At 71.4% G+C, this 20779-nt stretch carries 18 protein-coding genes; 6 read left to right on the top strand and 12 right to left on the bottom strand.

Going from position 1 to position 20779, the window contains the following annotated elements:
* Window positions 1-36: 36 nt before the first annotated feature.
* From ABZ386_RS20350 to ABZ386_RS20300, 11 genes are all read right to left on the bottom strand, one after another.
* On the bottom strand, window positions 37-879 hold the full coding sequence (locus ABZ386_RS20350; protein ID WP_358965436.1) for a pentapeptide repeat-containing protein: 843 nt from the start codon (window positions 877-879) through the stop codon (window positions 37-39).
* A gap of 13 nt (window positions 880-892) precedes the next feature.
* On the bottom strand, window positions 893-1813 hold the full coding sequence (gene sigJ / locus ABZ386_RS20345) for an RNA polymerase sigma factor SigJ (protein WP_358965519.1): 921 nt from the start codon (window positions 1811-1813) through the stop codon (window positions 893-895).
* Between the two features lie 20 nt (window positions 1814-1833).
* Window positions 1834-2577, bottom strand: a complete 744-nt coding sequence (locus ABZ386_RS20340) for a PIG-L deacetylase family protein (protein WP_351335743.1) — start codon at window positions 2575-2577, stop codon at window positions 1834-1836.
* 28 nt (window positions 2578-2605) lie between these two features.
* Window positions 2606-3907: an alpha/beta fold hydrolase gene (locus tag ABZ386_RS20335; protein WP_355727772.1), complete on the bottom strand. Its 1302-nt coding sequence runs from the start codon at window positions 3905-3907 to the stop codon at window positions 2606-2608.
* A 109-nt stretch (window positions 3908-4016) separates the two neighbouring features.
* The gene (locus ABZ386_RS20330) at window positions 4017-5042 is read right to left on the bottom strand and encodes a LacI family DNA-binding transcriptional regulator (RefSeq protein WP_037764268.1); all 1026 of its coding nucleotides are present in this window, start codon (window positions 5040-5042) and stop codon (window positions 4017-4019) included.
* 99 nt (window positions 5043-5141) lie between these two features.
* Window positions 5142-6566 carry a BNR repeat-containing protein gene (locus ABZ386_RS20325; protein WP_358965434.1) on the bottom strand — a complete coding sequence of 475 codons (1425 nt, stop codon included), beginning with the start codon at window positions 6564-6566 and terminating at the stop codon, window positions 5142-5144.
* Between the two features lie 17 nt (window positions 6567-6583).
* Complete coding sequence (locus tag ABZ386_RS20320; protein ID WP_020272132.1) at window positions 6584-6904, bottom strand: L-rhamnose mutarotase; 321 nt, start codon at window positions 6902-6904, stop codon at window positions 6584-6586.
* Window positions 6905-6921: 17 nt separating this feature from the next.
* The gene (gene rhaS / locus ABZ386_RS20315) at window positions 6922-8007 is read right to left on the bottom strand and encodes a rhamnose ABC transporter substrate-binding protein (protein WP_358965432.1); all 1086 of its coding nucleotides are present in this window, start codon (window positions 8005-8007) and stop codon (window positions 6922-6924) included.
* 32 nt (window positions 8008-8039) lie between these two features.
* A complete protein-coding gene (locus tag ABZ386_RS20310) occupies window positions 8040-9032 on the bottom strand; it encodes an ABC transporter permease (RefSeq protein WP_351335757.1) in 993 nt (330 codons plus the stop codon).
* Window positions 9025-10065: an ABC transporter permease gene (locus tag ABZ386_RS20305; RefSeq protein ID WP_356504176.1), complete on the bottom strand. Its 1041-nt coding sequence runs from the start codon at window positions 10063-10065 to the stop codon at window positions 9025-9027. The genes ABZ386_RS20310 and ABZ386_RS20305 overlap by 8 nt, the downstream gene beginning before the upstream one ends.
* Complete coding sequence (locus ABZ386_RS20300) at window positions 10062-11579, bottom strand: sugar ABC transporter ATP-binding protein (protein ID WP_358965430.1); 1518 nt, start codon at window positions 11577-11579, stop codon at window positions 10062-10064. The genes ABZ386_RS20305 and ABZ386_RS20300 overlap by 4 nt, the downstream gene beginning before the upstream one ends.
* Before the next feature lie 284 nt (window positions 11580-11863).
* Between ABZ386_RS20300 and rhaI the strand changes: the two genes are divergently transcribed.
* The 6 genes from rhaI to ABZ386_RS20270 all read left to right on the top strand — a co-directional run bounded on the left by rhaI (window position 11864) and on the right by ABZ386_RS20270 (window position 19667).
* Complete coding sequence (gene rhaI / locus ABZ386_RS20295; RefSeq protein ID WP_351335764.1) at window positions 11864-13024, top strand: L-rhamnose isomerase; 1161 nt, start codon at window positions 11864-11866, stop codon at window positions 13022-13024.
* A gap of 105 nt (window positions 13025-13129) precedes the next feature.
* Window positions 13130-15169 carry a bifunctional aldolase/short-chain dehydrogenase gene (locus ABZ386_RS20290; protein ID WP_351335767.1) on the top strand — a complete coding sequence of 680 codons (2040 nt, stop codon included), beginning with the start codon at window positions 13130-13132 and terminating at the stop codon, window positions 15167-15169.
* On the top strand, window positions 15166-16614 hold the full coding sequence (locus tag ABZ386_RS20285; RefSeq protein ID WP_351335770.1) for a rhamnulokinase family protein: 1449 nt from the start codon (window positions 15166-15168) through the stop codon (window positions 16612-16614). Before ABZ386_RS20290 ends, ABZ386_RS20285 begins: the two co-directional genes overlap by 4 nt.
* Before the next feature lie 70 nt (window positions 16615-16684).
* The gene (locus ABZ386_RS20280; RefSeq protein ID WP_114256958.1) at window positions 16685-17440 is read left to right on the top strand and encodes a (Fe-S)-binding protein; all 756 of its coding nucleotides are present in this window, start codon (window positions 16685-16687) and stop codon (window positions 17438-17440) included.
* Entirely contained in the window at window positions 17437-18915 is a 1479-nt protein-coding gene (locus ABZ386_RS20275; protein ID WP_351335775.1) for a LutB/LldF family L-lactate oxidation iron-sulfur protein, read from the top strand. The genes ABZ386_RS20280 and ABZ386_RS20275 overlap by 4 nt, the downstream gene beginning before the upstream one ends.
* 128 nt (window positions 18916-19043) lie before the next feature.
* Window positions 19044-19667 carry a lactate utilization protein C gene (locus tag ABZ386_RS20270; protein WP_358965517.1) on the top strand — a complete coding sequence of 208 codons (624 nt, stop codon included), beginning with the start codon at window positions 19044-19046 and terminating at the stop codon, window positions 19665-19667.
* Window position 19668: 1 nt separating this feature from the next.
* Here ABZ386_RS20270 and ABZ386_RS20265 read toward each other — a convergent pair whose 3' ends face one another.
* A complete protein-coding gene (locus ABZ386_RS20265; RefSeq protein WP_351335781.1) occupies window positions 19669-20463 on the bottom strand; it encodes an SDR family oxidoreductase in 795 nt (264 codons plus the stop codon).
* Between the last annotated feature and the right edge of the window lie 316 nt (window positions 20464-20779).

Raw genomic sequence — 20779 nt, 5'->3', positions numbered from 1 at the left:
CCCGGGGCAAGTGCCTGACCCGGGAACCGGCCGGCCTCATTGCCGCGCTGTCCAGTGCCCGGGGCGGGTGACTGACTCCGGCAGCCGGGTACCGGCGCTGCCACGCGCCGCGTCGAGCTGCGGCTGGGTGAGGAAGAACGCCCCGGTCAGGTCGGCGTCGGTGAGGTCCGCGTCGCGCAGGTCGGCGCCGATGAAGTCGGCGTCCCTGAGGTCCGCGCCGGTGAGATCGGCGGCGATGAGGTAGGCGCCGCGGAGGCTGGCACCGCGCAGGTCGGCGCCCTTGAGGCGGGCGCCGATGAGGTCCGCGCCCCGGCGGTCCTTCTTGCGCCCCTTGATGCCGGCCCGGGCCAGCTCGCTGGTCCTCAGCAGCAGGACGTTGACCTCCTGGCGGTGGGCGGCCACGTCCAGCCCGGCGAGCTCCTCGGGGGTCCCGCCGGTCAGTTCCTCCGTCTTCTCCAGGGCTTCGCGCAGCTCGGCGTGGACGGGGCGGGCCGCGGGCAGGGCGAGTGCCTCGGTGAGGTACCAGAGGAGCTCGTGCAGTTGCCGGACGACCGGGAAGACGTCAAACATGCGGCGGGAGTGCCCGGGCGTCCCGGTCCGCCAGTCCTGCCCGCCGAAGGTGATCTGCGAGACCCGCTGCCCGGCGCCGAAGCAGTCGTACACCGTGCAGCCGGTGAAACCTTTCTGCCGCAGCTTGGCGTGGATGCCGCAGCGGTGGTCGTCCTGGAGGTTGCGGCAGGGGGTGCCGGCGGCCTTGTCGACCGCGAAGTCGGCCGAGGCCGTGAACGGCAGGGCGACGCAGCAGAGGCCGAAGCACCGGGCGCAGTCGCCGCGCAGTTCCGCTCGCGCGGCGTGGTGATCTCGCATGGCGTTCAGCATACGAAACGACAACTCACCGATGAGCCGGTGGCGCCTCCACGCGCTCGAGGCGCTCCAGACGCTCGGGGTCGGCCAGGATGTACATGCCGGTGATCCGGCCGTCGACGATCGTGACGCCCATGACCGACTGCAGGCGTCCCCCGGGCGCGTTGACGACCCCGACCGAGCCGTTGACCAGGACCAGCTCCGCGGACCGGGCGAACCGGGCGAACATGAGCGCCTGCTCCGCCACCGCCTTCGCCCCCTGGACGAGCTTGGACACGGCCGCGCCGCGCACCAGTTCGCCCGAGTCGGCCCGCAGCACCACGTCCGGGTGCAGGAGTGCGAGCAGCGCCTCGAAGTCCCCGCCGCGCGAGGCGGCCAGGAAGGCGTCGAGGACCTCCTTCTGCCGGCCGAGGTCCGGTTCCGCCGCCGGGGTGGCGCCGCGCACCCGGCGCCGGGCCCGGCTCGCCAGCTGCCGGGTCGCGGCCGGGCCGCGTTCCACGATCGGCGCGATGTCGTCGAACGGCACGGCGAACATGTCGTGCAGCACGAACGCGAGCCGCTCGTCGGGCGCCAGGTTCTCCAGCACGACGAGCAGCGCCAGGCCCACGGAGTCGGCCTGGAGCACCTCCTCGGCCGGGTCGATGTGGGACAGGGGGCGGAGCACGGGGTCGGGGACGAACGTGTCCCAGGTGTCGTGGGTGTCGCCCATCGGCTCCTCGCGACGGGCGGCGCGTGAGCGCAGCAGGTCCAGGCAGACCCGGCCGGTCACGGTGGTCAGCCAGCCGCCGAGGTTCTGGATGTCGTCCGGGTCGGTGCGGCCGAGCTTCAGCCAGGTCTCCTGGACGGCGTCCTCCGCCTCCGCCAGTGAGCCGAGCATGCGGTAGGCGACCGCCTTCAGCCGCCCCCGGTGCTCCTCGAACCGGCCGGCCAGTTCCTCGCTGCCTGTCATGGTCTCCCCCGTCTTCCGCGTCATCTGCCGAACACTTCGAACGCCACCGCGGGCCGGCCCCCGAACCGCTCCCCCGTCGTCTCGGCGTGGTGCGTCAGGAAGTCGCGGACGTACGCCTCCGGGTCCTCATTCGTCAGCGCCTCGATGTAGGTGCGGTGTTCGAGCAGGGAGCGCACCGCGCGTTCCAGGCCGGGCGTCGCGTCCACGGCGTGCGTGGGGGTGCTGGAGCCGGCGACGGCGATCCAGCGCACGCCGTCCCAGGGTTCGAGGCCCTGCTCGACGAGTTCCGGGAAGATCCAGCGGTTGCCGGCGTCGCCGGCCGCGTCGAGGGTGGCCCGGCCGACGGCGACGTGGTCCGGGGTGTTCCAGGCGACGCCGCCCCAGGTGTCGCGGTGGTTGAGCGTGATGACCAGCTCGGGCCGGTGGCGGCGGATCGCGGCGGCGATGTCGCGGCGCAGGGCGGTGCCGTACTCGATGACGCCGTCCTTGTGGTCGAGGAACTCCACCTCGGACACGCCGACCACCGCCGCGCTCGCCCGCTGCTCCCGCTCGCGCAGCGGGCCGCACTGCTCGGGTGCGAGCGTGTCGATGCCCGCCTCGCCGCGGGTGGCGAGGACGTAGGCGATCTCGCGGCCCTCGTCGGTCCAGGCCGCGATCGCCGCGGAGCAGCCGTACTCGAGGTCGTCGGGGTGCGCCACGACCGCGAGGGCGCGCCGCCAGTCGGCCGGCATGGGGCGGAGTTGAGTGCTCGTCGGCTCGGTCATGTCGGCAGATTAGTCCGCGCCGCCCGGCTCACGCCTCGTCCCGCGCCAGCGCCAGGAGCCGGTCGAGGACCCGGGAGCCGCCGGTGCGGATGCCGTCGTGTTCGAACTCGTCCGTGACCCAGGTGCGCAGCCCGCGGATGGTGCGGGCGGTGCGCAGGGAGTGGGCCGTGTCGACGTACATGTCGTCGTGGTAGACGGCCGCCACGACCGGCACCTCGTTGGCGGCGAGCCGGGCCGGGTCGTACAGGGGCGTCCAGTCGGTGCGGGCGGCGAGCAGGTCGGCGGTCTCGCGCAGGGGGCGCAGGGCGGGGTCGCAGTCGAACATCCAGGGGTGGATCGACTCGCCGGTGAACAGCAGCGGTTCGTCGCCCGCGAGGGCCTTGGCGGCGTCGAACCGCGGGAACTCGGCGCGGACCCGCTCGGCCGACCAGGCGGTGGGCCGGGTGCCCTGGCCGTAGATCGACTCGTGGATCAGGGCGTACAGCGGGTGGCGGGCGTAGGACAGCATGCCCTGCACCTGCTCCTGGAAGGCGTCGGAGAGGGTGTGGCCCTGCGGGGTGCGGACGAAGGCGTCCTCCAGGAGGTAGTGGAGGCGGTGGGTGCCGTCGCCGGTGCCGAGGACGATGCCCAGGGACTGGAAGGCCTCGGCGGTGAGCCGGTAGCCGTTCGGCAGGACCACCTCGTGCGTGAGGAGGTGGTCGGCGATCCGGCGGGCGCGCTCGACGTCCTGCGGGTAACGGGCGTAGTGGGCGGTGACCTTGCGTTCGACGCGCGGGAAGGCTGCCCGGTAGACGTCGTCCGCGTGGGCGTCCAGGGAGGGCAGCCCGCCGGTGATGACGGCGGTGGCCAGGCCCTCGGGCGCGAGGGACAGGTAGGTGGTCAGGCAGAAGCCGCCGAAGCTCTGGCCGAGGACGGTCCAGGGCGCGCCGCCGGTGACCTCGGCGCGGATGGCCTCGCAGTCGCGGACGATGGAGTCGGCGCGGAAGTGCGTGAGGTACTCGGCCTGTTCGGCGGGGCCGCCGCGCAGCGGGAGCGTCTGGCGGGTGGCGGGCGTGGAGTGGCCGGTGCCGCGCTGGTCGAGGAGGAGGACGCGGTACTCCTTCAGGGCCCGGCCCAGCCAGCCGGGCCGGCCGACGGAGCGGTCCGCGCCGAAGCCGGGCCCGCCCTGGAGGTAGAGCAGCCACGGCAGGTCCTGGTGCGCCTTGTCGGTCGCGACGACCTCGCGGGCGTACAGCTCGATCGTCTCGCCCCCGGGGTGGTCGTGGTCGAGGGGGACGGTGAAGCGGCGGTCGGTGAGGACGACTCCGGGCTGGCGGTAGCTGAGCGTCAACAGGGCTCCCGGGACGGGGCGGATGGTCGGACCGCGTCCCAGTTCATCACAGGGCACGTCCGGGCGGAGGCCCTTCGGATCATGACGTCGTGCTGAACGGCGGTTCAGGTCAGCGGGCGGCCAGGCTGGAGCGGCGGACCACCAGTTCGGGCTGGAGGACGACCCGCCGGTGCTCGTGCGGACGTGCGGTGCCCTCCTCCTCCGTCTCCTCCAGGAGCAGGTCGGCGGCCATGGCGCCCATGGTGACGGCGGGCTGCCGTACGGAGGTGAGCGGGACGGCCGCGGCGGCCGCGAACTCGATGTCGTCGTAGCCGACGATGGCGAGGTCGTCGGGGACGCGCACCCCGGCCGCGTACATGGCCTGGAGCACGCCGAGGGCGAGCAGGTCGTTGGCGCAGAACACGGCGGTGGGCCGGTCGGCGAGGCCGAGGAGGCGGGCCCCGGCGTCGCGGCCGGCGGCGACGTCCAGCCGCTCGGTGGGCAGCTCGCGCAGGGCGTCGGGGCCGAGCCCGGCCTCGGCGAGCGCTTCGAGGGCGCCGGTGCGCCGGTCGCGGACCTGGTTGAGGCCGGGCGGGCCGCTGACGTAGGCCAGGGAGCGGTGCCCGGCGTCGACGAGGTGGCGGACCGCGAGGGCGCCGCCCGCCACGTCGTCGACGGAGACGGAGCACTCGGTGGTGCCCTCGGCGACGCGGTCGACCAGGACGAACGGGATGCCGTGCCGGCGGAACGCCTCGATGTTGCGGCCGGTCGCGTCGGCCGGGGTGAGCAGCACGCCCCGTACGCGCTGCTCGGCGAAGAGCGACAGGTACTCGGCTTCCTCGCCGGGGTTCTGGGCGCTGTTGCAGACCATCACGCCGAGCCCGGCCTGGCGGGCGGCGCGCTCGGCGCCACGCGCGACGTCGACGAAGAAGGGGTTGCCCATGTCGAGGACGAGCAGCCCCATGATGCGGCTGCGGCCGGCGCGCAGCTGGCGCGCGGACTCGCTGCGGACGTAGCCGAGCCGGTCTATCGCGGACAGCACGCGGGCCCGGGTCTCGGTGGCGACCGTGTCCGGGCGGTTGATCACGTTCGAGACCGTGCCGACGGAGACTCCGGCGGCGCGGGCGACGTCCTTGATACCCACCGACTGGGCCATCGGGCAGGGACCTCCAGAGGGAGACGAGGGGGGCGGCGTGGGGGCGGCGGCCGGGGCGGCTTCACATTACCGGCACGCCGCCCCGGGAACCGGTCGCGGTCAGGCGGGCAGCCGGAAGTCGACGACGCGCAGCGCCGAGGGCGTCGTGCCGCTGGACTTCTCCTGGTACATGAAGGACAGCACGCCGTCCTGCGCGACCCGGGTCTCGTCGATGACGACCTCGCCGAAGGCGTTGAGGCCACTGCCGTCGAAGAGGATCTTCCAGTCGGTGTACCCGGAGGCCGCCGAGGCGGCGGCGATCCGCCCGAAGGGGAAGATCGCGTAGGCGTTGTCGTACTTGTCCAGGATCAGCTTGGTGCGCTGGCTGGAGCCCAGCGGGACCGGTATCTCGGTCTTCTGCCAGGAGCCCGAGGCGTTCTTGCGGACGTGGAAGGCGCGTCCGTTGGCGGTGCGGTCGGCCACGTAGTTCGTGGTGCACTGCCCGAAGCGGCCGGGGACGTAGGAGATGATCGCGTGCGGCCGGCCCGCGGAGTCGGTGAACTGGCTCTCCTGGTTCATCAGGGAGTGGTCCGGGTTGAGCGGGTCGACGACCAGGCCGGCGTCGGTCACGGAGACCTTGTCGGAGCCGCCGGTGGTGCCGACGACGGTGCCGGCGTTGTTGCGCCAGGTGCGGCCGCGGTCGTCGGAGTAGACGTAGCCGGTGTCGTGGTTGGTGATGCCGCCGCTGCTGCACATCACGGCGCCGTTCTGCTCGCGCCAGGTGAAGAAGGAGTGCAGCCGGCCGTTCCGGTCGTAGTCGATGCCGTGCAGGTACATGTTGCGGGCGGTGGAGGAGCCGTGCTCGCTGGTGTACGTGCCGGTGGAGCTGGACCACTCCCCCAGGTTGGTCCACCGGGTGCCGTCGTACTCGGCGAGGGCGTTGCGGCCGTTGCCGGAGACGGCGACGCGGTAGCTGAGCTGGAGCCTGCCCTCCGGCGTGGCGATGAACTGGGGGTAGGTGAACTGCGAGGTCAGCGCGAGGCCGTCTAGCGTCGACTGGGGCGCGCCGAAGCAGCTGGCGGTCCAGCTCAGCCCCGCGGGGTTGTCCATCAGTCCCGCGACGGACTTGACGTAGGTGAAGCCGTCGCTGTGGGAGTCCATGTTGAGGTGCAGCCGGCCGTCGACCCTGGAGACGCCCATGGAGATGACGTTGTGGGAGTCGTTGTAGCGCAGGGTGTGGCCGACCTTCACGGTCGCCCAGGTGCTCGCCCCGAGGGGGCGGCGGCCGACGACGGCGTTGCGGTCGGCGGTGTACCACACGGCGTACTGGTAGCCCTTGTAGGTCAGCAGGCCGTTCTTCTGGAACGAGTTGTTGTTGACCAGCCCGTCGTACGACACGAAGAAGAGGGCCTGGTTGTCGAGCGTGGTGGTGCCGGTCCGGGTGACCGAGGGGCCGGGGTCGGCGGCCCGGGCGGTGCCGGAGGCCAGGGCGGGGGTCACCACCGCACCGGCGAGGGCGGCGGCCAGCAATGTACGTCTGTGCATCTCATGAACTCCATCGTTCAGGCGAGGTGGAACACTTCCGTGAGCGGTTTCATGGCCTCGTCGGGCCGGGCGCCGTCCAGCGACTCGAAGAACGGCGCCATCTCCGCCTGCCAGCGGGCGTTGACGTCGGTGGCTTCCATGCCGGCCTGGGCCGCGGCGAAGTCCTCGGTCTCGAGGTAGCCGACGAGCAGTCCGTCCTCGCGCAGGAAGAGCGAGTAGTTGTGCCAGCCGGTCGCCTTCAGGGCGTCGAGCATCTCGGGCCACACGGCGGCGTGCCGCTCGCGGTACTCGTCGAGGCGGTCCGCCCGGACCTTCAGCAGGAAGCACACGCGCTGCATCAACAAACCTCCGGGGACTAGAAGTTGAACTGGTCGATGTTCTTGGCGTCGAACACGGTCGGCTTGCCGAGGCTGATCACGCCGTCCTTGCCGATCGTGTACTCGCCCATGGAGCCGGCCTTGAAGGTCTCGCCCTCCTTGCCGGTGATCTGCCCCGAGGACAGCGCGACGGCCGTCCGTGCGGCCAGCTCGCCGAGCTTGGCCGGGTCCCACAGCTCGAACGCCTCGACGGTGCCGTTCTTGACGTACTTGCGCATGTCGTTCGGGGTGCCGAGGCCGGTCAGCTTGACCTTGCCCTTGTACTTGGAGCCCGACAGGTACTGGGCGGCGGCCTTGATGCCGACGGTGGTCGGGGAGATGATCCCCTTCAGGTTCGGGTACTCCTGGAGCAGGCCCTGGGTCTGCTGGAAGGACTGCTGGGCGTCGTCGTTGCCGTACGCGACCTTCACCAGCTTCATGTTCTTGTACTCGGGCTTCTTCAGCTCGTCCTTCATGAAGTCGATCCAGGTGTTCTGGTTCGTCGCGGTCTGCGCGGCGGACAGGATCGCGATCTCGCCCTTGTAGCCGATCTGCTTGGCGAGCAGCTGCACCTCGGTACGGCCCAGGTCCTCGGCGGAGGCCTGCGAGACGAAGGCGTTGCGGCAGTCGGGGGTGGTGTCCGAGTCGTAGGTGACGACCTTGATGCCGTTCTTCATGGCCTGCTTGAGCGCGGTGCACAGGGCGCCCGGGTCCTGGGCGGACACGGCCATCGCGTCGACCTGCTGCTGGGTGAGCGTGTTGACGTAGGAGACCTGCCCGGCGGTGTCGGTCGCGCTGGACGGCCCGACCTCCTTGTACTTCGAGCCCAGTTCGGCCAGGGCCTTCTCGCCGCCCTTGTCGGCGGTGGTGAAGTACGGGTTGTTGACCTGCTTCGGCAGGAACCCGACGGTCAGCCCCTTCTTCAACTCGGCGTTCGGGTCGGCCTTGCCGGCGGTGGCGGCGGAACCGCCTTCGTTGGCGACGTCCTTCTTGGTGGTGCCGCCACCGCAGGCGGTGAGCGCCAGGGCGAGGGAGGTGACGGTGGCGAGCGCCGCGCAGCTGCGGCGGAGGGTTGTCTTGCGCATGGCTGTTGTCGTCCTTTACGAGGAAGGGCTGGTTATGAGGTGGGAGTCGAGGCGGCTCTGCGGCCCGCCCTCGCTGTGGAGATCTGCCGTACGACCCGGGGGCCGAGCACGGAGAGAACGAGCAGGACGCCGGTGACGACGATCTGGGACTGCGCGGAAACGTCCTGGAGGCTCATCACGTTCTGCAACGCCCCCAGCAGGAACACTCCGGCGATCGCACCGCCCAGCGTTCCCTTGCCCCCGTCGAAGTCGATCCCCCCGAGCAACACGGCGGCCACAACGGACAGTTCGAGGCCGGTCGCGTTGTCGTACCGCGCACTCGCGTAGTGCAGCGCCCAGAAGATCCCGGTCAGCGAGGCCATCAGGCCCGTCAGCGTGAACAGGATCAGCTTCTGCCGCTTGACCCGGATCCCGGCGAAGCGGGCCGCCTCCTCGCTCGCTCCGATCGCGAACAGCGAGCGCCCGAACGGCGTGGCGTGCAGCGCGACCACGGCGATGGCGAGCAGGACGAGGAACGGCAGGAAGGCGTACGGGATGAAGGTGTCCCCGATGCGCCCGGCCGCGAAGTCCAGGTACTGCGTCGGGAAGTCGGTCACCGCGTCCGAGCCGAGCACGATCTGCGCGATGCCCCGGTACGCGGCCAGCGTGCCGATGGTGACGGCCAGCGACGGCAGCCCCAGTCTGGTCACCAGCAGGCCGTTGACCAGCCCGCACACCACGCCCAGCAGCAAGCAGATCGGGATGATCGTCTCGATGGCCATGCCCTGGTTCCACAGGGCGCCCATCACCGCTCCGGAGAGACCGGCCGTGGAGGCCACCGACAGGTCGATCTCGCCGGAGACGACCAGCAGGGTCATGGGCAGTGCGATCAGGGCGATGGGCAGCGTGTTGCCGATCAGGAACGACAGGTTGAGCGCGTTGCCGAAGCCGTCGACGAAACCGAACGAGAACAGCAGCACCACGATCAGCAGGGCGCCGACCACCGTGTCCCAGCGGACCGCTCGGCTCAGGGAGATGTCAGCCATGGCGGGCGTTCCTCTTCTTCAGGGCGGAGGCCACGCGCAGCGCGACGATCCGGTCGACCGCGATGGCGAGGATGAGCAGGATGCCGTTGATGGCGAGCACCCAGACGGAGCTGACGCCGAGGGCGGGCAGCACGCTGTTGATGGAGGTCAGCAGCAGCGCGCCGAGGGCCGCGCCGTAGACGCTGCCGGAGCCGCCGGTGAAGACGACGCCGCCGACCACGACCGCGCTGACGACGGTCAGTTCGTAGCCGTTGCCGGTGCCGGAGTCGACGTTGCCGAACCGGGCGAGGTACATCGCGCCGGCGAGTCCGGCGAGGGCGCCGCAGAAGGTGTACGCGGCGAGGATCCGCTTGCGCACGGGGATGCCGGCGAGGCGGGCGGCCTCCGGGTTGGAGCCGAGCGCGTACAGCTCGCGGCCGCTGCCGAAGTGCTTGAGGTAGTAGGCGGTGGCGATGAGGACCGCCAGGGCGATCAGCGCCAGGTACGGCACCGCGGAGATGCCGCCGGAGCCGAAGTCGACGAACCCGCCGGGCAGGTCGGCCGCGGTGATCTGCCGGGAGCCGACCCAGATGGAGTCGATGCCGCGGATGATGTACAGCGTGCCGAGGGTGACCACGAGCGCGGGCACCTGGCCGAGGCTGACGAGCAGTCCGTTGAGCAGTCCGAAGCCGATGCCGAGCAGCACGGCCAGGGCGATCGCGACGACCGCGTTGCCGCCGCCCTGGAGGTAGGTGCCGGCGGCGAAGGCGCTGATGCCGAGCGTGGAGCCGACGGACAGGTCGACGTTGCGGGTGATGACGACGAGGGACTGGCCGGTGGCGACCAGGACGAGGATCGTCGCGTTCAGCAGCAGGTCCTTGATGCCCTGCTCGGACAGGAACTCACTGTTGCCGGCCTGGGTGACGCCGATCATCACCAGGAAGACGACCAGGATGGCGAGTTCGCGCATCTTGAAGACGCGGTCGACGAGCCGGGTGCCGCTCGACTTGGGCACGTCGGCCACGGGGGCCTCTTGCGGGGTGACGACCGTCATGCGGCGGCCCTCCCGGTGGCTGCGGCCATCACGGTTTCCTCGGTGGCGTCGGAGCGTGGGATCTCGGCGGTGAGCCGGCCCTCGTGCATGACCAGCACGCGGTCGGCCATGCCGAGGATCTCGGGCAGGTCGGAGGAGATCATCAGGACGGCCACGCCGTCGGCGGCCAGTTGCGACAGCAGCCGGTGCACCTCGGCCTTGGTGCCGACGTCGATGCCGCGGGTCGGCTCGTCGACGATCAGCACCCTGGGGCCGGTGGCGAGCCACTTGGCGAGCACGACCTTCTGCTGGTTGCCGCCGGAGAGCGTGTTGACCGTGTCGGCGATGCGGGCGTACTTCACCTGGAGCTTGACGGCCCAGTCCAGGGAGCGGCTGCGCTCGGCGCCGCGGTCCATGAGCCCGGCCTTCACTGCGGTGCGGAGTCCGGTGAGGCCGATGTTCCGCTCGATGGACATGTCCATCACCAGACCCTGGGCGCGCCGGTCCTCGGGGACCAGGGCGAGTCCGGCGGCCATGGCGGTGGAGGGGGCGCCGTTGACCAGGGTCTTGCCCTGGACGGAGACCTCACCGGCGTCCCAGCGGTCGATGCCGAAGATCGCCCGGGCGACCTCCGTGCGCCCGGCGCCGACGAGTCCGGCCAGGCCAACGATCTCGCCGTGCCGTACCTCGAAGGAGACGTCGGTGAAGACGCCCTCGCGGGTCAGCCGGCGCACGCTCAGGGCGACCTCGCCCGGCTCGACCTCCTGCTTGGGGTACAGCTCGTCGAGGTCGCGGCCGACCATGCGGCGCACGAGGTCGTCCTCGGTCATGCCGTCCAGGGGCTCGCTGGCGATCCAGGCGCCGTCGCGCAGGGTGGTGACCCGCTGGCAGATCTCGAAGATCTCCTCCAGCCGGTGGGAGATGAACAGGACGGCGGCGCCCTGTTCGCGCAGGGTGCGGACGACGCCGAAGAGGCGGGCGACCTCGCTGCCGGTGAGGGCGGCGGTCGGCTCGTCCATGATCAGGACGCGGGCGTCGAAGGAGAGGGCCTTGGCGATCTCGACGATCTGCTGGTCGGCGATGGACAGGCCCCGCGCGGGGCGGTCGGGGTCGAGTTCGACGCCGAGGCGCTTCATCAGCTCGGCGGTCGCGTTGTGCGTGGCCTTGTGGTCGATCCGGCCGAGCGCGCGGCGCGGCTGGCGGCCCATGTAGATGTTCTCGGCGATCGACAGGTCGGGGAAGAGCGTGGGCTCCTGGTAGATCACGGCGATGCCGGCGTCGCGGGCGTCGCCGGGGCCGTGGAAGGCCACGGGCGCGCCGTCGAGCAGCACCTGGCCGGCGTCCGGCCGGTGCACTCCGGCGAGTGTCTTGATGAGGGTCGACTTGCCGGCACCGTTCTCTCCGGCCAGGGCGTGCACCTCCCCGGGGAACAGCTCCAGGGAGACGTCCCGCAGGGCGCGGACCGCGCCGAAGGACTTGGAGACGTCCTTCAGTGCCAGAACCGGGGCCGGACCCGTGGTGGACGGGTGGGTCATTGGGGGCTCCTCGACGACGCCGGCGGGACGGCCTCTCGGCGTCGTGGGCGTCGTGAAAGGTTTCAACTGGGTTGCCGGGACGTTAGGCGGGCCGCGCATGTCACGTCAATGGGTTCCGGTCGAAAAAGTTTCGATGCCAGAAGGTCACGCGCTGGTCACGGGAAACCGTCTTGGCCGGAGGGGTTGACACCCCTTCGGGGGGCCCATAACTTCGCGTCCTGAATCGTTTCATTCAGTGGTGGTCACGCATGGTCGTGGCGACCCGATGTCTCAGGAGTTCTGACGTGACCGAGCTCGCCGCGGCGAAGGCCGCTCTCAAGACACAGGCCGTCGAGACGCCGTCGTGGGCGTACGGGAACTCCGGCACGCGGTTCAAGGTGTTCGCGCAAGCGGGCGTTCCACGCACCCCGCAGGAGAAGCTGGACGACGCGGCGAAGGTGCACGAGTTCACCGGGGTCGCCCCGACGGTCGCGCTGCACATCCCGTGGGACAAGGTCGACGACTACGCGGCGCTGGCGAAGCACGCCGAGGACCGCGGGGTGAAGCTCGGTGCGATCAACTCCAACACCTTCCAGGACGACGACTACAAGCTCGGCAGCATCTGCCACCCGGACGCGGCGGTGCGGCGCAAGGCCGTGGACCATCTGCTGGAGTGCGTCGACATCATGGACGCCACCGGGTCCACGGATCTGAAACTGTGGTTCGCCGACGGGACGAACTATCCCGGGCAGGACGACATCCGGGCGCGGCAGGACCGGCTGGCCGAAGGGCTGGCCGAGGTGTACGAGCGGCTCGGTGACGGGCAGCGGATGCTGCTGGAGTACAAGTTCTTCGAGCCGGCCTTCTACACGACGGACGTGCCGGACTGGGGTACGGCGTACGCCCACTGTCTGAAGCTCGGGCCGAAGGCGCAGGTCGTCGTCGACACGGGGCATCACGCGCCGGGGACCAACATCGAGTTCATCGTGGCGACGCTGCTGCGGGAGGGCAAGCTCGGCGGGTTCGACTTCAACTCGCGGTTCTACGCGGACGACGACCTGATGGTGGGCGCCGCGGATCCGTTCCAGCTGTTCCGGATCATGTACGAGGTGGTGCGGGGCGGTGGGTTCTCGCCCGAGGTCGCGTTCATGCTCGACCAGTGCCACAACATCGAGGCGAAGATCCCGGCGATCATCCGGTCGGTGATGAACGTGCAGGAGGCCACGGCGAAGGCGCTGCTGGTCGACGGGGACGCGTTGGGTGCGGCGCAGCGGGCGGGGGATGTGCTGGAGGCCAATGCCGTGCTGATGGACGCGTACAACACGGATGTGCGGCCGTTGCTGCGGGAGGTGCGGGAGGAGATGGGGTTGGACCCCGAGCCTCTCGCCGCGTACCGGCGGTCCGGGTGGGCCGAGAAGATCGTTGCCGAGCGGGTGGGTGGGCAGCAGGCCGGTTGGGGGGCGTGAGCGTCTGCCGGGTTCTGTCTTCGTTCGGGCTGCGGGCCGGTTGTGGCTTGTCGCGCAGTTCCCGCGCCCCTGACATACACACTCTCCGTTGCAAAGGAACTGTTGATGGCTGTTCATCCCGAAGCTGACGCTCTGCTCGGCCGGTCGCACCGGCTCGGGGCCGATCCGCGGAACACGAACTACGCGGGGGGCAACGCCTCCGCCAAGGGCACCGGGACCGATCCCGTCACCGGCGGGGACGTCGAGCTGATGTGGGTCAAGGGGTCCGGCGGTGATCTCGGGACGCTGACCGAGGCGGGGCTGGCCGTGTTGCGGCTGGACCGGATGCGGGCGCTCGTCGACGTGTACCCGGGGGTCGAGCGCGAGGACGAGATGGTCGCCGCGTTCGACTACTGCCTGCACGGCAAGGGCGGGGCCGCCCCGTCCATCGACACCGCCATGCACGGGCTGGTCGAGGCCGCGCACGTCGATCATCTGCATCCGGACTCGGGGATCGCGCTCGCCTGTGCCGCCGACGGGGAGAAGCTGACCGCCGAGTGTTTCGGGGACAGTGTGGTGTGGGTGCCGTGGCGGCGGCCGGGCTTCCAGCTGGGGCTGGACATCGCCGCCGTGAAGGCCGCCCATCCGCAGGCCATCGGGTGCATTCTCGGCGGGCACGGCATCACCGCCTGGGGTGACACCTCCGAGGAGTGCGAGCGGAACTCGCTGCACATCATCCGGACCGCCGAGAAGTTCCTCGCCGAGCGCGGGAAGCCCGAGCCCTTCGGGCCGGTGATCGAGGGATACGCCGCGCTGGGCGCCGCCGAGCGGCGGGAGCGGGCCGCCGCCCTCGCGCCGTACGTGCGCGCCCTCGCCTCGCGGGACCGGCCCCAGGTCGGGCACTTCAACGACTCCGAGGTGGTGCTCGACTTCCTCGCGAGCGCCGAGCACCCGCGGCTCGCCGCTCTCGGCACCTCCTGCCCGGACCACTTCCTGCGGACCAAGGTGCGGCCGCTGGTCCTCGACCTGCCGCCGACCGCCCCGCTCGACGAGGCCGTCGCCCGGCTCAAGGAGCTGCACGCCGAGTACCGCGAGGAGTACGCCGCCTACTACCGGCGGCACGCCGAGCCCGACTCCCCCGCCATGCGCGGTGCCGACCCGGCGATCGTGCTGATCCCGGGGGTCGGCATGTTCTCGTTCGGCAAGGACAAGCAGACCGCCCGGGTCGCCGGCGAGTTCTACGTCAACGCCATCAACGTGATGCGCGGCGCCGAGGCCGTCTCCTCCTACGCGCCGATCGAGGAGTCCGAGAAGTTCCGGATCGAGTACTGGGCGCTGGAGGAGGCCAAGCTCCAGCGGATGCCGAAGCCCAAGGCGCTGGCGACCCGGGTCGCGCTGGTGACGGGTGCCGGGAGTGGGATCGGCAAGGCCATCGCGCACCGGCTCGTGGCCGAGGGGGCGTGTGTGGTCGTCGCCGACCTCAACACGGAGAACGCCGAGGCGGTCGCCGAGGAGCTGGGCGGGCCTGACAAGGCCGTCGCCGTGACCGTCGACGTGACGTCCGAGGAGCAGATCGCCGAGGCGTTCCGGGCGGCCGCGCTGGCCTTCGGCGGTGTCGACCTCGTCGTCAACAACGCGGGCATCTCGATCTCCAAGCCGCTGCTGGAGACCTCCGCCAAGGACTGGGACCTCCAGCACGACATCATGGCGCGCGGCTCGTTCCTGGTGTCGCGGGAGGCGGCCCGGGTGATGATCGCCCAGGAGCTGGGCGGTGACATCGTCTACATCGCCTCGAAGAACGCCGTGTTCGCCGGGCCGAACAACATCGCCTACTCGGCCACCAAGGCCGACCAGGCCCACCAGGTGCGGCTGCTCGCGGCCGAGCTGGGCGAACACGGGATCCGAGTCAACGGGATCAACCCCGACGGTGTCGTGCGCGGGTCGGGGATCTTCGCCGGCGGGTGGGGCGCCAAGCGGGCCGCCGTGTACGGGGTCGAGGAGGAGAAGCTGGGCGAGTTCTACGCCCAGCGGACCATCCTCAAGCGCGAGGTGCTGCCCGAGCATGTCGCCAACGCCGTGTTCGCGCTGACCGGCGGGGACCTCACCCACACGACCGGTCTGCACATCCCCGTCGACGCGGGCGTCGCGGCCGCCTTCCTGCGGTGAGCGCGGCCGTGAAGTCGTACGCCGCGGTCGACCTCGGCGCGTCCAGCGGGCGCGTCATGGTCGGCCGCGTCGGCCCGGACTCGCTGGAGCTGAGCGAGATCCACCGCTTCCCGAACCGGCCGGTGCGCGTGCCGGAGGGGCTGCGCTGGGACGTGCTCGGGCTGTACGCGGGCGTGCTCGACGGGCTGAAGGCGGCCGGGCGGGTCGACTCCGTCGGCATCGACAGCTGGGCCGTCGACTACGGGCTGCTCGACGCGGACGGGGCGCTGCTCGGCAACCCCGTGCACTACCGGGACGCGCGGACCGAGGGCGTCGCGGAGAAGGTGTGGGCGACCGTGCCCGCCCAGGAGCTGTACGCCGCGACCGGGTTGCAGTACGCGCCCTTCAACACCCTGTACCAGCTGACGGCGGCCCGTTCCACTGCCCAACTCGCCCAGGCGAAACGGCTGTTGCTGATGCCGGACCTGCTGACGTACTGGCTGACCGGCGAGCAGGGCACGGAGCTGACCAACGCGTCCACGACCCAGCTGATCGACCCCCGCACCCGCGACTGGGCCCACGGCGTCGCGGAGCGGCTCGGGATCGACCTCGGGCTGTTCGCGCCGCTGCGGCAGCCCGGTGATCCCGCGGGGCTGTTGCGGCCGGAGGTGCTGGAGGAGACCGGGCTGGCCGGTCCGGTGCCGGTGACAGCCGTCGGGTCGCACGACACCGCGTCGGCGGTCGCCGCCGTCCCCGCGACGGGTGAGCGGTTCGCCTACATCTGCACCGGCACCTGGTCCCTGGCCGGACTGGAGCTGGACGCCCCGGTGCTCACCGAGGAGAGCCGGGCGGCCAACTTCACCAACGAACTGGGGCTCGACGGCACGGTCCGCTACCTGCGCAACATCATGGGACTGTGGCTGCTCCAGGAGTGCGTGCGGGCCTGGGGCGAACCGGACCTGGGCGGGCTGCTGCTGGAGGCGTCCAAGGTGGAGGCGCTGCGGTCGGTCGTGGACGCCGGTGACGCGGCGTTTCTCGCGCCGGGGCGGATGCCGGAGCGGATCGCCGAGGCCTGCCGGGTCTCGGGGCAGCCGGTGCCGCGGTCGCCGGCCGAGGTGACGCGCTGCATCCTCGACTCGCTCGCCCTCGCGCACCGCAGGGCCGTCCAGGAGGCGCAGCGGCTCGCCGGGCAGACGGTCGACGTCGTGCACGTGGTGGGCGGCGGCACGCGCAACGCGCTGCTGTGCCAGCTGACCGCCGACGCCTGCGGGCTGCCGGTGGTCGCCGGGCCCACCGAGGCGGCCGCCCTGGGGAACGTGCTCGTGCAGGCGCGGGCGCACGGGCTGGTCGGGGACCTCGCGGGCATGCGGGAGCTGCTCGTCCGCACCCAGCCGCTCACGCGGTACGAGCCGCGCGGCGGGACCGAGCGGTGGCGTGCCGCGCAGGCCCGGCTCGCCGGGGACTGACGGGGTCTCCCCCCGGCCGTACGCCCGGACTACCCTGCACTCATCCGATGATCAACCCCAAGGAGCCGCGATGCGTGTCGCTCTGTTCCTGACCTGCGTCAACGACACGCTGTATCCGGACACCGGGCGCGCTGTGGTGAAACTGCTGACCAGGCTGGGCGTCGAGGTCGACTTCCCGATGGCGCAGACCTGCTGCGGGCAGGCGCACTACAACACCGGGTACCGCCATGAGGCCGAGCCGCTCGCCCGGCACTTCTCCGATGTCTTCGGCGGGTACGAGGCGATCGTGACGCCGTCCGGGTCGTGCGGGGCGATGGTGCGGGAGCTGTATCCGCGGATGGGCGAGCGGGCCCGGGCCGAGGGCCGCGGGGACACCCTCGCGGCCACGCTGGCGCCGGTGGTGCCGAAGACGTACGAGCTCACCGAGTTCCTCGTGGACGTGCTGGGCGTGACGGACGTCGGGGCGTACTACCCGCACACGGTGACCTACCACCCGACCTGCCACGGCCTGCGCGGGCTCGGGCTCGGCGAACGGCCCCTGCGGCTGCTGCGGGCGGTGAAGGGGCTGGAGCTGGTGGAACTGCCGGGCGCGGAGGAGTGCTGCGGCTTCGGCGGCACGTTCGCGCTGAAGAACTCCGACGTCTCGGCGGCGATGGGCGCGGACAAGGTGCGCAACGCCGAGTCGACGGGCGCCGAGGTGCTGTGCGCGGCCGACAACTCGTGCCTGATGCACATCGGCGGCACGATGGCCCGGCTGCGGACCGGCATGCGGCCGGTGCACATCGCGGAGATCCTGGCGAGCACGGAGGAGGAACCGGCCGTATGAGCGGAACGTTCGTCGGGATGCCGGCGTTCCCGGAAGCCGCGCGGGAGGCCGTCGGCAACGCGACCCTGCGCGGCAATCTGCGGCACGCCACGCACACCATCCGCGCCAAGCGGGCCAAGGCCGTGTCGGAGGTGTCCGACTGGGCCGAGCTGCGCGAGGCGGGCAAGCGGATCAAGGACCACACGCTGCGCCATCTCGACCGCTACCTCATCCAGTTGGAGGAGTCGGTCACGGCCGCGGGCGGCATCGTGCACTGGGCCGCCGACGCGGCCGAGGCCAACGAGATCGTCACCCAACTGGTGAAGATGACCGGCGAGTCGGAGGTCGTCAAGGTCAAGTCGATGGCCACGCAGGAGATCGGGCTCAACGAGGCACTGGAGGCCGAGGGCATCCGCGCCTACGAGACCGATCTCGCCGAGCTGATCGTGCAGTTGGGCCAGGACCGGCCCTCGCACATCCTCGTGCCGGCCATCCACCGCAACCGGGGCGAGATCCGCGACATCTTCGCCCGCGAGATGAGCGAATGGGGCCGCCCCGCCCCCGAGGGCCTGACCGACACGCCGGCCGAACTCGCCGAAGCCGCCCGGCTGCACCTGCGGGAGAAGTTCCTGCGGGCCAAGGTCGGCATCTCCGGCGCCAACTTCATGGTCGCCGAGACGGGCACGCTGGTGGTCGTGGAGTCCGAGGGCAACGGGCGGATGTGCCTCACCCTGCCCGAGACGCTGATCTCGGTCGTCGGGATCGAGAAGATCGTGCCGACCTGGCGGGACCTGGAGGTGTTCCTGCAGACCCTCCCCCGCTCCTCGACGGCCGAGCGCATGAACCCGTACACGTCAACTTGGACCGGCACGACCGACGGTGACGGGCCGAGCACCTTCCATCTGGTGCTGCTGGACAACGGCCGCACCGACACCCTCGCCGACGAGGTCGGCCGGCAGGCCCTGCGCTGCATCCGCTGCTCGGCGTGCCTGAACGTCTGCCCGGTGTACGAGCGGGCCGGCGGCCACGCCTACGGCTCGGTCTACCCCGGCCCGATCGGCGCGATCCTCAGCCCCCAACTGCGGGGCACGGGCAGCGAGATCGACGCCTCGCTGCCGTACGCGTCCTCGCTGTGCGGGGCGTGCTACGAGGTGTGCCCGGTGGCCATCGACATCCCCGAGGTGCTGGTGCATCTGCGGGAACGGGTGGTGGAGGGCGGTGAGGTGACCCGGGAGGGCAACCGGGTCGTGCTGCGGCCCGCGAAGGGGCACGCCGCCGAGCGGGCCGCGATGCGCGCGGCGCGCTGGGCGTTCACACACCCGGGGGCGCTGCGCACCGGACAGCGCGCCGCCTCCCGGACCCGGCGCTTCCATCCCCGTACGCTGCCCGGCCCGGGCAGGGCGTGGAGCGGGACCCGGGACCTGCCGCCGGTGCCGGCCGAGCCGTTCCGGGACTGGTGGCAGCGCACGCGCGGCGGAAAGGACGGGGCCGAGTGAACAGCAGGGAACGGATCCTGGGCCGAGTGCGACGCGCACTGGCGGACGTGCCGGCCGACGAGCCACCGATCGCGCGGGACTCCGCCGACGCCTCGCCGACCACGCAGGACTCCGCCGACGAGCCACAGATCGCGCAGGACTCCGCCGACGCGTCGCCGACCACGCGGAACTCCGCCGACGCGTCGCCGATCGTGCGGGACTACCTGCGCGAGCACGGGCGGCGGACGGTCGCCGAGACGGTGGAGTTGCTCGCCGAGAACCTGGCGGACTACCGGGCGATCGTGCACCGTACCGACAGCGCGGGGCTGCCCGGGCTGATCGCGGGGCTGCTGGAGAAGCGCGGGGCGGCCTCGGTGCTGGTGCCGCCCGGGCTGGACGGGAACTGGCCGGCGGCGACCGGGGTGACGCGGGTCGCGGACCGGGCGGAGAGCACCCCGGCCGAACTCGACCGGGTGGACAGTGTCGTGACGGCCTGTGCGGTCGCGATCGCGGAGACCGGGACGATCGTGCTGGACGGCTCCCCCGACCAGGGGCGGCGCCGGATCACCCTGGTCCCGGACCATCACATCTGCGTCGTCCGGGTCCCGGACCAGGTCGTGTCGTCCGTGCCGCAGGCCCTCGAACGCCTCGACCCGGTTCGCCCGTTGACCTGGATCTCCGGTCCTTCGGCGACCAGCGACATCGAACTGGACCGGGTCGAGGGGGTGCACGGCCCGCGCACGCTGGAGGTGATCCTCGTGGGCGAGGCGTGACTCAGGGCAGGATCGAGTCGACGTAGCCGCCGTCGACGCGCAGGGCACCGCCCGTGGTCGCCGAGGCCTGGTCGGAGGCGAGGTAGACGACCATGTTGGCGATCTCCTCCGGCTCGATCAGCCGCTGCAGCAGCGACTGCGGCCGGTGCTGCCGCATGAAGGCGCGCTGGGCCTCGTCCCAGGGCAGGTCGCGGTCGACGAGCTGGTAGACGAAGTCCTCCACACCACCCGTGTGAGTGGGCCCGGCGATGACGGAGTTGACCGTGACGCCGGTGCCGGCGGCCTGCTTGGCGAAGCCCCGGCTCACGGCGAGCAGGGCGGTCTTCGACATGCCGTAGTGAATCATCTCGGCCGGGATGACGACCGCCGAGTCACTGGCGATGTTCTGCACGCGCCCCCAGCCGCGCTCGGTCATGCCGGGCAGGACGAGACGGGTGAGGCGCACGGCGGACAGGACGTTCACGTCGAAGTAGCGCCGCCACTCCTCGTCGCTGATCTCCAGGGGGTCGGCGGACTCGAAGACGCCGAGGTTGTTGACGAGGATGTCCACCTGTCCCAGGGCGTCCAGCGCCTGCCCCGCGCCCTCGTCGGTCGTCACGTCGGCGGCCACGGGCACCAGATCGGCGTCCGGGACCTCGCCCTGCATCCGGTCCACGGCCTCCTGGACGCGCGGGGACGAGCGGCCGTTGACGCCCACCCGGGCGCCGGCCCGGGCCAGGCCCGACGCGATCGCGGCGCCGATGCCCTGCGTGGAGCCGGTCACCAGAGCGGTGCGGCCCTTCAGATCGATCCGCATACCGTGTTCAGCCCTTTCCGTACGGGAGTGGTCGGGTACCCGCGGGTGCTCGCCGGGCACTCCCAGTCATACAGAAGGCGGCGCACCAGGAGGCCGATACGCGCCGGGGAGGCCAGGGGCGCATCCGACCGCGCCGGAGCACGCAAAGGCGCACACGACCTGTGAACACTACTCAGGGTTACACCCATGACCCTTTGGGTAACGACGAGTTGACGCCGGGCCATCGGCCCCAGGAGGGCAGCAGGGATGACTGTGCAGGGTGTGGACGCCGCCTCTCGGCCCACTCCCCTGCCCTGCGGAGCCTCCCACATACGCG

Origin of the sequence: Streptomyces sp. NPDC006140 (genome assembly GCF_040628815.1) — a bacterium.
Lineage (GTDB): Bacteria > Actinomycetota > Actinomycetes > Streptomycetales > Streptomycetaceae > Streptomyces.
This window is presented reverse-complemented; position numbering and strand designations above follow the sequence as displayed.